The sequence below is a fragment of the Bacillus sp. JZ105 genome (assembly GCF_053903125.1).
Genome location: NZ_CP096387.1, coordinates 3,312,226 through 3,325,071 on the forward strand (window position 1 = coordinate 3,312,226; position 12,846 = coordinate 3,325,071).

Annotated in this window: 11 protein-coding genes; 5 read left to right on the plus strand and 6 right to left on the minus strand. The window is 40.6% G+C overall.

The features are described 5' to 3' along the window. Nucleotides 1-106: 106 nt before the first annotated feature. Entirely contained in the window at nucleotides 107-1,471 is a 1,365-nt protein-coding gene (locus M1D81_RS17060; protein WP_456266246.1) for a sugar porter family MFS transporter, read from the minus strand. Nucleotides 1,472-1,728: 257 nt separating this feature from the next. Between M1D81_RS17060 and M1D81_RS17065 the strand changes: the two genes are divergently transcribed. Further along, complete coding sequence (locus tag M1D81_RS17065; RefSeq protein ID WP_456266245.1) at nucleotides 1,729-2,697, plus strand: LCP family protein; 969 nt, start codon at nucleotides 1,729-1,731, stop codon at nucleotides 2,695-2,697. Between the two features lie 355 nt (nucleotides 2,698-3,052). Then, a complete protein-coding gene (locus M1D81_RS17070; RefSeq protein ID WP_456266244.1) occupies nucleotides 3,053-3,934 on the plus strand; it encodes a Cof-type HAD-IIB family hydrolase in 882 nt (293 codons plus the stop codon). A gap of 56 nt (nucleotides 3,935-3,990) precedes the next feature. Here the strand turns inward: M1D81_RS17070 and M1D81_RS17075 are convergent, their stop codons facing one another. The 5 genes from M1D81_RS17075 to pgsB all read right to left on the minus strand — a co-directional run bounded on the left by M1D81_RS17075 (nucleotide 3,991) and on the right by pgsB (nucleotide 8,320). Continuing rightward, entirely contained in the window at nucleotides 3,991-5,214 is a 1,224-nt protein-coding gene (locus M1D81_RS17075) for a C40 family peptidase (protein ID WP_456266243.1), read from the minus strand. Nucleotides 5,215-5,321: 107 nt separating this feature from the next. After that, on the minus strand, nucleotides 5,322-5,492 hold the full coding sequence (locus M1D81_RS17080) for a hypothetical protein (protein WP_087976066.1): 171 nt from the start codon (nucleotides 5,490-5,492) through the stop codon (nucleotides 5,322-5,324). Continuing rightward, a complete protein-coding gene (locus M1D81_RS17085) occupies nucleotides 5,489-6,655 on the minus strand; it encodes a CapA family protein (RefSeq protein ID WP_456266242.1) in 1,167 nt (388 codons plus the stop codon). The genes M1D81_RS17080 and M1D81_RS17085 overlap by 4 nt, the downstream gene beginning before the upstream one ends. 18 nt (nucleotides 6,656-6,673) lie before the next feature. Next, on the minus strand, nucleotides 6,674-7,123 hold the full coding sequence (gene pgsC / locus M1D81_RS17090; RefSeq protein ID WP_024426301.1) for a poly-gamma-glutamate biosynthesis protein PgsC: 450 nt from the start codon (nucleotides 7,121-7,123) through the stop codon (nucleotides 6,674-6,676). A 15-nt stretch (nucleotides 7,124-7,138) separates the two neighbouring features. Continuing rightward, nucleotides 7,139-8,320 (minus strand): poly-gamma-glutamate synthase PgsB, encoded by a 1,182-nt coding sequence (gene pgsB / locus M1D81_RS17095; protein ID WP_456266241.1) that lies wholly within the window; start codon nucleotides 8,318-8,320, stop codon nucleotides 7,139-7,141. A 745-nt stretch (nucleotides 8,321-9,065) separates the two neighbouring features. Between pgsB and M1D81_RS17100 the strand changes: the two genes are divergently transcribed. From M1D81_RS17100 to M1D81_RS17110, 3 genes are read left to right on the plus strand one after another with little or no spacing between them, the layout of a single operon-like run. Then, complete coding sequence (locus M1D81_RS17100; RefSeq protein WP_456266240.1) at nucleotides 9,066-10,547, plus strand: spore germination protein; 1,482 nt, start codon at nucleotides 9,066-9,068, stop codon at nucleotides 10,545-10,547. Continuing rightward, entirely contained in the window at nucleotides 10,537-11,634 is a 1,098-nt protein-coding gene (locus M1D81_RS17105; protein WP_456266239.1) for a GerAB/ArcD/ProY family transporter, read from the plus strand. The genes M1D81_RS17100 and M1D81_RS17105 overlap by 11 nt, the downstream gene beginning before the upstream one ends. Then, the gene (locus M1D81_RS17110) at nucleotides 11,624-12,766 is read left to right on the plus strand and encodes a Ger(x)C family spore germination protein (RefSeq protein ID WP_456266238.1); all 1,143 of its coding nucleotides are present in this window, start codon (nucleotides 11,624-11,626) and stop codon (nucleotides 12,764-12,766) included. Before M1D81_RS17105 ends, M1D81_RS17110 begins: the two co-directional genes overlap by 11 nt. Nucleotides 12,767-12,846: the final 80 nt, after the last annotated feature.

The window sequence follows — 12,846 nt, forward strand, 5'->3', positions numbered from 1 at the left end:
TATGTATGTGATAGGCAGCACGTTCAGAAGATGAGGGAATGTCCTTTCTTGATTAAACGTTTGTTTAACATAGAAAAACCAGCTGCACACAGCAGCTGGCCATTGTTCATACCGTTTTTCCTTCGCCACTTGCGACGGCACGATTTCTCTTTTTTAAATCTTCTTCGATTTCTTCAAGACTTTTCCCCTTCGTTTCGGTCACCAAGTATTTCACAAATAAGAAGGCGCCTACGCCAATGACCGCATAGATGAGGAAAAGATTACTGATACCAATCGCGCTTAATAAAGCTGGGAATGTCAGCGAGATGATTAAATTTCCTGTATGAAGAAGGAAGGTGGAGACACCTGTACCGATTCCCCTGACATGTACTGGGAACAGCTCTGGGAGCATCACCCAAACAACTGGCCCCCAGCTGACAGCAAAGATGACGATAAAGAGACCTAAACAAATAACGGTTGTCCATCCTGCAGCTGTTGATCCATCGAAAAACCGGTTGACCACTGACAGGACAATTAAACTAAGGACCATTCCTGCATTTCCAAATAGGAGCAGCGCTTTACGCCCTACACGGTCAATGATTTTAATGGCAACAAACGTCATGATGACATTCACTGCTCCAATTCCGACAGTTCCTAAAATTGCCGCTGAATTCCCAAAGCCAACACTTGTGAATGTTTTTGGTGCATAGTAAATGATCGTATTTGTACCGATAAACTGCTGCAGGAAGGCAAGTCCGACACCGGCAATCAATGCTGGTCGTACCCATGGCTCAAATAATTCCTTAAAATCGCCTTTCTCTTCACTTTCCGCCTTTTGAATATCTGAAATTTCTTCTTCCACTTCTTGCTCACTTTTTCTGAGTTGAGATAATATCTCCTTCGCACGGTCAGCCTGTCCGTGGACAAACAGCCAGCGGGGACTTTCCGGCATAAACAAAATCCCGAATAATAAAAGAACAGAAGGAACAACCGCAATTCCAAGCATCAAGCGCCATGCCTCTGCATCCGCTAAAGCGTAGTTCACAATATAGGCAAGAAGAATACCAAATGTGATCATGAGCTGGTTTAAAGAGGACAGTGCCCCTCGTGATTCCTTTGGCGCAAGTTCAGATAAATATAATGGAACAATCGTTGTCGAGCACCCGACAGCAAGCCCTAGTACAATTCGGAATAAGACCATCACTTCTGTATTCGGCGCAAGAGCTGTACCAAATCCGCCGATAATAAACAAAATAGCTGCGGCGATGATGGCTTTTTTCCGCCCAAATTGGTCTGTCAGCTTTCCAGAAAGTGAGGAACCAAGCATCGCCCCGATTAAAATCGAGCTGACGACAAGCCCCTCTGTAAACGCATTTAAACCTAAATCCTCTTTCATAAATAAGATGGCGCCAGAGATGACACCTGTATCATAGCCATATAAAGCACCGCCAAGGGCGCCGAAGAAATAAAGCCATCCATTCCGATTTTTCATATACATAACCCCACTTTTGTTTCTGTACTCTATGAAAAGTCATTTTCCTCACTTCCTGTCATTTCAAACATTTCGATGTTTTATGACAAATATATTTCATTTGTGTATCTTTGAAACTTTTTATAAGAAGGAAACGTCAATTAAGCGTTAGTGAAAAAAATGTCGCACTATATCCCGTTTTAAGGTATATTTGATTTAGTTTGTAAGCAGAAAGAAGGATATCTTTACTATAAAATCATAGCGAGGGTTTAAAATATATGGATCAATCACGAAGTAAACGCAAAGTGAAAAAGCGTTTAAAACCATGGGTGAAAGTCACTTTATTTATATTTGGTATTCTTTTGCTGACAACCGCTTCTGTTTCTGGCTATGCCTACTATAAAGTAACAAATGCTGCTAAAAAGACTCAAGTATCTCTTGATCGCGGCGCACAATCTGTGAAACGGATTGAAGCATTCGATCCAGGAAAAGACAGCTTTTCTGTCTTGCTGCTTGGAATTGACAGCAGACCGGGCGAAACAGTGAAACAAGCACGAAGCGACGCAATGGTTTTGGCAACCATTAACCGCACAAATAAAACCATGAAATTATTAAGTATTCCTAGGGACTCATACGTTAATATTCCAGGCCGCGGTTTTGATAAAATCACTCACGCACACGCATTTGGCGGTGCAGATTTAACAGTGAGCACAGTTGAAGATTTACTAGATATTCCGGTCGATTTTGTCATCCAAAGTAATTTCGTAGCGTTTAAAGAAATCGTCAACGAATTAAACGGTGTTCCTATTAACATCAAGGATGAGTATCTTGTGAAACAGATTAAAAAGGATACAAAAGGCAAGGTTGTGCTTCAAACTGGAACTCATACACTAGATGGTGATCAAGCGCTCGCATATGTGAGAACGAGAAAAGCAGATAGTGACTTGATGCGTGGACAGAGACAAATGGAAGTGTTAAAAGCCATTTTTAATAAATCAAAATCATTAACATCTATTCCGTCATACGACAATATCATTGATACACTTGGTGATAATGTGTCAACCACCCTTTCTATGAAGCAGTTAGTCGGCCTTTTCCCGCTTCTGACTTCATTGAAATCGGTTGACACCATTCAGCTTAAAGGAACTGATTACCAGCCAAACGGGGTTTATTATTTCCAATTGGATCAAAACCAGCTGAACGAAGTGAAAACTGAATTGAAGAAGCAGCTTGAATTATCAAAATAGAAGCGTCCCTTTGGGGCGCTTTCAGATTGTTGACGAAGGGCTAAAATGATCTTTATTTTAGCTCTTTGTCTTCTTTTCAGCGTGATAGAAAACCTTGCAGCCCTAGGAAGGGCGGCTACTTTTGCGGAGCGAATTTGACATTCGTGAGCACCTGCGCGCAGGACTGACAAAGAATGCGAGGGTTTGCCTACACGCTGGAAGCGTCCCTATGGGCGCTTTTTCTTATTTCCTTGATCATTCACTCATTTTTGTTTAGCCTTGATAGAGAGGAATCAACCATCCTTTTTATGAGAATGAAGGAAATCGTACATACTTTGAAGAGGTTATTGCATGAATGAAGGAGGATTTGACAGCGATGAAAAAAATGATTGCGATTGATTTAGACGGTACACTCTTAAATACAAAAAGTGAAATATCCGCTCAAAACCGCGAGGCATTGATTCGTGCGAAGGATGCTGGATATATTGTGACCATCTGTACAGGGCGGGCAACTTTTGATGTAAAGGAGCTGCTTGGCGATTTAGACATCCCCATTATTGCGGCAAACGGCGGGACTGTCCATACAGAAGGATACGAGCTCTTCAGCCGAATCACACTGGACCAAGAAGCGGGCAAGCGGGCCGCAAAGGCATTAGTGGAACGAAACATTTACTTTGAAGTTTATACAGATGATGCTCTTCTCTCTCCTTTTGATGGAAAAGAGAAGCTGAAAGCAGAATTTGACTTGATCGAGAGCGCAAACCCAAATGAGGATCTCGCTGATCTTTGGGAAGGGGCCATGACGCAATTTAAACAGTTTGGTATCAAACCAGTGGATGATATCCGTGAAATTTTTGAGTCGAACGAACCGACCTATAAATTACTCTGCTTCTCATTTGATATGAACAAACTGAACGAAGCTCGAAATCTTTTGGCAGACATGCCTGAGCTTTCATTGACCTCGTCTGGAAAACATATTATTGAAGTGCTGCCAAAAGAGTCTGGAAAAGGACATGCCCTGAAAAAGCTCGCAGCACATTATGGTGTAGACCGCTCACATATTTATGCAATTGGTGACAGCCCAAACGATCTTTCTATGTTTGAAGAAGCAGGCCACCGCATTGCAATGGGGAATGCGGTGGATGTCATTAAAGAAAAGAGCACCTTCATCACAAAAGGAAATCATGAAGATGGTGTCGCTTATTTTATTGATCTTCTTTTACAAAATCAATTCCATGAAAAAAAGACGCTTGTCTAGTCAGCGCCTAGAGAGAAGTCCAGAAGTCCGATACAAGTATTGTTCGGGCTTTTTTTTTATTTTTTGATTCTGACAGCCGTTTCATATTTGTCCTGCCAGTACGTACTTGTTTTCATATTAGTTAAAACAACACCGTTTGAAACAGTCACATGAATGACTTGATTGGATCCTGCATATATCGCCGGCATCAATGATGTTCCGCTGAAGAAGACAAGATCTCCCGGCTGAAGCTCAGAACGTTTCACAGGTGTACCTGCTTTGACTTGACCTGATGCATAGCGGGGCAGCTTAATGCCAAGCACTTCTTGATACACGTACTGCGTGAACCCTGCTGTATCAAATCCTTCCTTTGGGTTCGTACCGCCTTTAACATAAGGGACTTCGCCAATATACGTAGCGGCTTTTGATACGATAGGGTCCTCTTTCGAAAGCTCTAGATCTGTTAATCGTTTCGCACCTGTCCATTTCTCGCGCCAATACGATTCAGACAAATAAGATATTGTCACACTTTCAGAACGGCTCGCATGAATAAAGCGGTCGCCCCCAATATACATACCTACATGAGAAATTCCGGGCTTATATGTGTTGCTAAAAAAGACAAAATCCCCAGGGCGAATATCGTCTAATGCCACTTTTTCTCCAACGATCCACTGCTGTTCAGCACTTCGAGGTAGATAGATTCCAAGTGATTTTTCAAATAAATACTGTAAAAATCCTGAGCAGTCGAATCCAGTCTTTGGATCTGCTCCTCCAAATACATAAGGAATTCCTAAATAGGTCATCGCATCTTTCACAAGCGGGTCATCAGAAATTCCTTGTGTGCCGGGCAGGCGTTTAACCGCATAAAATCGATCAGTCCAATATTTGCTTTTGCTGACATCCGTTTTCACCACACCTTGACTAAGCGTGATGTGGATGATCTGATTGTTCCCAGCGTACAACGCCACATGTGTTGGGATATCCTTCGTTTCTTCAAGGCTTCGGAAATAAACAAGGTCACCGGGCTGCGCTTTATCCCATGATACCTTTTCTCCAATCTGATATTGGTCGATTACCTTCCGCGGCAAATCAAATGTTTCGGATGTCTTGTACACATATTGAATAAACCCAGATGCATCAAAACCCGTTTTCGGATCGGTTCCTCCTTTATAATAAGGTGTTCCAATCAGCTTTTCCGCTTGCTCCAAAAGAGATGGTGTTTGAGCAGATACCGCTGTTTGAGACATGAACATCAGCCCTACAAGCACACACCCTCCAATCAATATTCCTTTCCATTTCATGATCCTTTCCCTCCTATCTTCATAGTTTCGGCATGACACCTTTCATTTTACACCCTTTTTCGACAAAAAAAGAGCACGCGATGTGCGTGCCCTTTATCCTTTTCAGGTTATTTACCTGCTTCCGCTTTTGACTGCTTTTGCTGTTCAATTTTCTGCATTTCCACCGAAATCTTTTGTTTTTCGTGATCTGTCAGACTGTCACTAAATTTAAATGCAGACATAAAGACAAAGACTAAAATTAACGCAACAAACGGCCAGCTTGCTTTTAGGAATTTCATTTCTTCTTTTTCCCTCCGTTTTCTTTTAAGTTTTTAACTTTATCAGCGTGATCTACTTCAAAGAAAATGTGTCCGTCTTTTTCTTTCCAATCCGCATTCGTTCCATTGGTCAGCATACGGATAATGGCTTTTGATTCTAGAGATCCTGCTTTTACTGGAGCAGGTGTTGCTTCTTTGATGTACATTGGGACAATTTCAAATGTCGCTTTTCCATCTTCATTCAGATGATACTGAACAAGTGCAGAATCACGTGTTCTTGACCAGCCTTGGTCAAAAATAAAGTTGCCTAGGCTATAGAAAATCGCTGTTCCGTTATAGACTTCCATTGGTTCAAGGACGTGCGGGTGAGCACCGATAATGATATCAGCTCCGGCCTTAGACATCGCTCTTGCCAATTCTCTTTGTCTGTCGTTTACTTCATTGTTGTACTCCTGTCCCCAGTGAGCATGAACAACGACGAGATCTGCCTTTTCAGCAGCCTGCGAAATCATCGGAATAAAGATAGATGGATCGGCTGGCAGAATACCCGCCTGGCGATTCGTTGCTTTGAAATCTTTCCCATACACATCTGTAAAACCAAGTGTAGCAATTTTGACACCATTTACTTCTTTGTACGAAATGTTCTGCTTCGCATCTTGGAGGTTACGGCCTGCACCCGTATAATCCATGCCGGCTTGTTCAAAGGCATTGATCGTGTTGTTCAGCCCTTTTTCACCATAGTCTGCCGCATGGTTATTCGCAAAGTTTAAGACAGAGACATTTAAATCTTTCAACGCTTGGACAGAATCTTCATCTGTTTTTAAATGAATATTCTTTTGGGCTGCCTGTTCCTTATCTGATGCGACAGGATGCTCAAAGTTACCTGTCACATAATCTGACACATCAAAATATGGCTTGGCATAACGAAAGAGATGCTCTTTTCCATAGCGGTCTGTTACTTTCTCTACGTTTCTTCCAAACATAATGTCACCGACAAACGAAGCGGTCAGGATGTTTTCTGGATTCTTTTGTACAGTTGGCACTTGTGCTTTCCCGATAAACGTAAATAGAAATGTACAAGCAATGACGATCGGTAAAGCAATTAGTACGTGTTTATTCGTCTTTTTCTTTTGATTCTTTGTGATTTTCAGCAGTTTTTCCTGAAAGCTCAATTTTTTATTCATCATTGGACACACCTTATCTTAAAATAGATAGTAAACATACATGATGGCAAATGTTGCACCACTTAGAAGTAACGTGCTTCCAAGGGTAATTGTAAGACCTTGCTTTTGAATCGTATTTGCAATCAATCCAGGGACGATGATTCCGATTCCGCGGAATTCTGCTATTTCAAATGGGACCACTGGATAGAAGAAATCAAATATCAGCTTTAAGGCAATCCCTGTAATCAGCATCGCAGCAAACTTTCTGCGTCCGTATAAAATCATGAATTTTGATAAGCCAAAGCGAACGATCACATACGTAAGCAAGCTGACAGATAAGACGATTAAAATGAAGACTGGCTGGTTAAATACGAGCGCCAGATAACCCGGGACAACAAGTCCAGCTGGTACGATTCCTGTTTTTTCTGCAAAGATTAAACTAAGTAGAACACCTAAAATTAACGAGATATAAAGATCTGATCCGAACATTTTCTAAATTTCCTCCTAGCTGACAAGCTGCTTAATTTTGTATTCTTGAATTTTTTCGATTAACGGTTCAGCGGCACCATGGATATTGCCGACTCCATAAACCACTCGATTATGAAGCTTCTTCTCAAGCATATTCATAATTTCTTCTGTAGATTGATATTCAAGGTTGTGTAAGTGGTCAGCCGGAATTTTCCCTTCCTCATATGCCTTCACAATTGGATCAGTTGTTTCACCAATTAAGACAAGATCACTTGCTTCAATATAGGGAAGTACATCCTCCGCAAACTGGATCGTTCTATCTACTCGATCCGCACGGCAGTTCATAATAATAATCGGTTCATCTGTTGGATATCCAATTTCTTTCACACGCTTCCAAATATTCAATGTAGATGCTGCGTCATTTGCCGCAAATCCATTTACAAAGTGTCCAGGTGTTTTCGCGTCTATTAATGGAAGAATTCTCATCGCTCCTGGATCAGGCGGCGCATTTAACATTCCTCTGAATGCCGTATCTTCATCAATTCCTAATGCTTGGGCAACACCAAGTGCCAGTGAAGCATTATCTGGGAAAACCATGTACTCAAATTTCCGCAAAAACTCATCGGAAATCTTGGAATTATCTGCAACAATGACTTCTGTATTGCGTTTTTTCGCAATCTCTTTAAAGAAATCTGTATATTCACTATCCGTAATAACCAAGTGTCCATTGTAAGGAATTGTCGCTGTAAAAGCTTCTGCTATTTCATCAAGTGTCGGTCCCATAACGTCCATATGGTCTTCAAGAACGTTTACGATCACGCCAATGTTTGCTTGAAGCAGCTCTTCCTGAAAGATAATTTGGTAATCTGGATTTACCGCCATACATTCACTGACGATGGCATTTGCTCCTCTTTCAACTGTTTCTCTCATAACTTCTTTCTGCTCTCCGATATTCGGTCCTTGCGGTTTCCTTTTAATCGGTTTCTCCTCTGGCGTATCCCAATAAATCATTCTTGCATCCGTTCCCGTTGTTTTACCGACAGTTTTATAACCTGCCTCCATTAAGATACCGGTTGTCAATCTTGTGACGGTAGACTTTCCGCGAATACCATTAATATTGACGCGCACCGGCAGGGCATCGATATTTTTCTGATGACGCTTCTTTTCAATAAAGCCAATCCCTAACATGATGACACAGGCTATAACGATTAACCACATCGCTATCTACATCTCCTTTTTTTATGAGTGTGATATGTAAATTCAATCAACAGTATATCTGTTCAGCATAAAATCACAATCGGTATTATGTAACATAATCTTTCACTTCCTCGTATGCCAAATTCCTCTAATCAAAAGGCTTTTTTGCCTATCCTTCCTTTAAATGAAAAGGCCAAAAGACGGACAAAAATCAGTCTGAATTTCTGCTGAATTCACGAGAAAGCGTTACCATCAATAATCCGAAAATCTTTTGTCCTTTTCTCCCTAAATTTTTTGACAATTATTAAGATGTATTTTGAATCAATGTTTTAAAACCTGCTCTTCTCTATAACATCAGTCATATCAGCGCTTTAAATGAATAGTGCGTGTTTTGGAATGTTTTATATTTTTGAACGAACAGGTTAGAAAGTCATTCTCATTCGTCAGATTGCTATGTGTTGACCTATGACAAAGGTCACCTCTAAAAAAATCAAGTCATCTGCTTATTTTTAGGTCACGAAAAATTGGGATAAGATGTAAAAATTTGATCATTTCGGTATACCTTCTCTTTACGAGATTCGCACCTTATGACCTAAACAATGAAACATTATTCATTTGTTTTTATCAAGATTCATCATTTCTTAACATTTTTAATGTGAATTTAGTTGAAAGTTGTCAGCTTATGTCATGCTTTCCCCAAAGGAGACGAATAAAATCCGCTCCTCCGCTTACACTATGGTTAAAAATCGGTGAGAGGAGGCTAAAGATGCCAAACACCAATGAGCAGACACGCCTGCATTTTTTATCAGGCAGCTTTGAGGAAAAAATCCGTATCCTCAAAAAAACATTTCAGCAAAGCGGCGATTTTGAATACCGAGAGTTAATGGTGAATGAAACGAAATCTGTGCTGTTTTTTATTAAAACAAGAATAGATGAAGGCAAATTAAATGATTTCATTATCGGCAACTTGTTAGGTCCTCCTGGAAAGCAGAATTATATAAAATCTCTTAGCACACTTGAAACAGGCGACTTGACGCTGATCACAGACAGTATTATTGCGGGAAGTATTGCCTTTCTTGATGAAAACTCCTCGCAAATCAAGCTGTTTGCTGTCGGACAGCCGCCGCTGCGCTCTATTACAGAACCTTCTTCTGAAAGTATTATCACGGGTGCACATGATGGTTTTGTTGAAAGTCTTGATACCAATATCTACTTACTGCGTTCGCATTTAAATGATCGGAAGCTCGCCATTCAGTATCATAAGATTGGTACAAAATCAGAAACAAAGCTTGCAACGGTGTATATATCTGATATTGCCAATCAAGAAAAGGTCGAAGAAGTCAACAGACGGATTTCTTCTATTAAAGTAGACACACTGATAAGTCCTGGCTCTATCGTTGAGGCAATTGAGGATGATTCATTTTCTATTTTCCCGCAGCTGATTGATACAGAACGTCCCGACAAGGTGAGATCTGCCATTCTTGAAGGTCGGATTGTGGTGCTGATGGACGGGAGTCCTATGGCCATCATTCTTCCTGTGACCTTTTTTAGTTTTTTTCAGTCGCCAGATGATTATAACAGCCGCTGGATTCCTGCAACGTTTATTCGTGTTCTTCGTTATCTTGCCTTCTTCATCGCGGTTGTCTTGCCCTCTTTCTATATTGCTGTTATTGCGTTTCATTATGAGGTTGTCCCAGATGAACTAGCTATTACGATGAAGAACTCTATTATTGGCATTCCCTTTCCTCCATTGATAGAGGCCATGCTGATGGAAATCACAATTGAACTTATACGTGAGGCTGGGGTGCGTCTGCCTAAACCAATCGGGCAAACCATTGGAATCGTAGGTGGTTTGGTCATTGGGGATGCGGTTGTACAAGCAGGGCTCATCTCGAATGTCCTAGTAATTGTGGTTGCTGTAACCGCTGTTGCTTCGTTTGTACTTCCTTCATTTGAAATGACAGCCACTATCAGGATGCTTCGTTTCCCGCTCATGCTTATGGCATCAATGTTTGGGTTTATCGGCATCTCATTCGGACTCACTCTCATTCTCATGAATTTATGCCGCCTTGAATCACTAGGGGTGCCATACTTATCACCTCTTGCTCCATTTAACTGGCAGGATTTAAAAGATACGGTGATTCGTCTCCCAATGTGGATGTACAAGAACCGCCCTGTTTATTTAAATCCGCAAAAGAAAAAACAAGTTGAACAACTGAGAGGGTGGACAAAGAAAAATGAAAAATAAACTCTCTCCACCTCAAGCTGTCTGTTTTATCGTCCAATCTCAAATTGGTGTCGGTATTTTAGCACTCCCCCATTTGCTGATGAAAGACATGGGGCACGATGGCTGGATGGCGATTATTTTAGCGTGTTTTTTCATCCAAATCATCAATACGATTTTTCTTTATATTATCTACAAGTATCCTGAGACATCGTTCTTCCATGCGCTGGTTGAAGTCTTTGGAAAATGGATTGGGCGCACCTTGGTCGTGCTCTATGCACTCTACTTTGCCTCCGTTTGTATTGTTGTACTAGCTATATTCACTAGGATTCTTGGCATCTGGGTGCTCCCGCTCACACCAAACTGGGTCATTAATCTATTACTGGTCATATGCATCATCTATATCGCAAAAGAGCAAATTACAGCCGTTGTCAGGTTTAATTTTATTTTGACACCCATTATACTCTTCCTCTCTCTTTTGATGTTCTATGCATTAAAAGGCACCAATATTGACTACCTTTTGCCTTTTTTCAAAACAGATCTTTCTCAAATTCCGCTTGGGTTGAAGGATGTGGTACTGTCAATGAATGGATTTGAGATGATTCTGATGATCTCTCCGATGATGAAGGGAACCATTAAGGAACGATATAAAGTCATGACCATTTCAAATATATGCACGACCCTTTACTATCTATTTATTACCTTAATTTGTTTTATGTTTTTCAGTCCGGCTGAGCTTGATTTGATTCCCAATCCTGTTGTGTATTTATTAAAAACCATTACTTTTGGAGTCATCGAAAGAACCGATTTAATTTTTCTTAGTATCTGGGGCTTCGTCATTTTAGCCACACTCAGCAATTATCTGTACTTTTGTGCAAATGGTGTGGCCAGTATTTTAAAGAAAAAAAATCACAAAAAATATGTCTACTATTTCGCCATTTTGATCTATGCTGCCAGCAGTTATCTTTCAACCGATAATTTTAGAATTCAGCGCTTTAATGACTTTACGACCGTTGCACAATATTCATTTATTTACACACTTCCGATCATGATGGCCATTATCGTCTTGATCAAACACCGCAAAAAGAAGGTGAAATCACATGCATCATAAGTACATGTTGACGCTGCTTATGTGTGTTTCTCTCATTTTCATGCCTGGGTGCTGGGATCAAAACCTATTAAAAGACATCTCTCTCGTACTTACTTCAGCTGTTGATCAAGGAGAGGATGACAATGCGAGATATTCGATTACCTATCGAAAGGTGCAGCAGTCTCAAAGTATGCAGCAAGGGAATTCTGGCAGCTATTTAACCACTGTTCTCACAACCGATGCGCCTACTTTAAGAAAAGCAAGAAGCAACTTTAGCCGGAGTGTAGACCAAAAAATTGATATGTCGAAAATGAGGGTGCTGCTGATCGGTGATGAATTTGCCCAAAACCGGCTGCTCCCTTACTTAGATATGTTTTATCGCGATCCCAAAAGCCCTTTGCTCGCTAACATGGCGGTGGTGCAAGGGGGGAGCTGTGTGGACTTAATCAATTCTCTGCTCAAGGAAAAACTCATTGTGAGCGACTATTTAAACAACCTGATCACTTCTGCATCACGCTCCTCACAAGTTGCACCTAAGAACATTCAAAATATCCGGTCCAAAATGCTGCAAACCGGCGAGGATTTCACACTGCCATTACTCTACTACGATCAATCAAAAAAGTTAACGAGTATAAGGGGGGTCGCCTTATTTGATAATGAGAAAAAGAAAGGTGAACTTTATGCGCAAGATGCCATTCTGCTCACCATCATGGATGGCAAAATGGGCAGTTATGCAAACTTCACAAAAAAAGTAAGAAGTGATATGAAATCAAAGGAGAACAATTACATCAGCATTCAAGTTACCGATACAAAGAGAGACATTAAAATCGTCAATCCTGATCATCGAAACGTAACCTTCTCTCTTGAGTTTGAATTCAATACCTCTGTTATTGAATATCCGAAAGATAATTTAGATACAGACAAGAAAATTAAAATGTTAAATAAAAGGCTGTCAGCTATTTTGACTAAAGACGCCGAAAGAGTCATTGCGGCCCTGCAAGAAGCAAATTCTGACGTCCTAAGCCTTGGCAGAAAATATCGGGTAAAACACTATGATGAATATATGAAAATGAACTGGGTCACCGATTATCCGAAGGTGAAAATCATTCCAAAAGTGAAAGTGAACATTACACAGACAGGTATTATTAGTTAAAGAAAAGGAAGGAGCCATCTTTCTTTTCTTTTTTATTTTTTTTAGATTGTCATTTCGATGCGATCGTGATAATCTATGTG

Coding starts and splice junctions, on each gene's coding strand:
- M1D81_RS17100 (WP_456266240.1), top strand. CDS start 9,066: ATGCCAAACACCAATGAGCAGACACGCCTGCATTTTTTATCAGGCAGC.
- pgsC (WP_024426301.1), bottom strand. CDS start 7,123: ATGTTCGGATCAGATCTTTATATCTCGTTAATTTTAGGTGTTCTACTT.
- M1D81_RS17060 (WP_456266246.1), bottom strand. CDS start 1,471: ATGAAAAATCGGAATGGATGGCTTTATTTCTTCGGCGCCCTTGGCGGT.
- M1D81_RS17105 (WP_456266239.1), top strand. CDS start 10,537: ATGAAAAATAAACTCTCTCCACCTCAAGCTGTCTGTTTTATCGTCCAA.
- M1D81_RS17080 (WP_087976066.1), bottom strand. CDS start 5,492: ATGAAATTCCTAAAAGCAAGCTGGCCGTTTGTTGCGTTAATTTTAGTC.
- M1D81_RS17065 (WP_456266245.1), top strand. CDS start 1,729: ATGGATCAATCACGAAGTAAACGCAAAGTGAAAAAGCGTTTAAAACCA.
- M1D81_RS17075 (WP_456266243.1), bottom strand. CDS start 5,214: ATGAAATGGAAAGGAATATTGATTGGAGGGTGTGTGCTTGTAGGGCTG.
- pgsB (WP_456266241.1), bottom strand. CDS start 8,320: ATGTGGTTAATCGTTATAGCCTGTGTCATCATGTTAGGGATTGGCTTT.
- M1D81_RS17070 (WP_456266244.1), top strand. CDS start 3,053: ATGAAAAAAATGATTGCGATTGATTTAGACGGTACACTCTTAAATACA.
- M1D81_RS17085 (WP_456266242.1), bottom strand. CDS start 6,655: ATGAATAAAAAATTGAGCTTTCAGGAAAAACTGCTGAAAATCACAAAG.
- M1D81_RS17110 (WP_456266238.1), top strand. CDS start 11,624: ATGCATCATAAGTACATGTTGACGCTGCTTATGTGTGTTTCTCTCATT.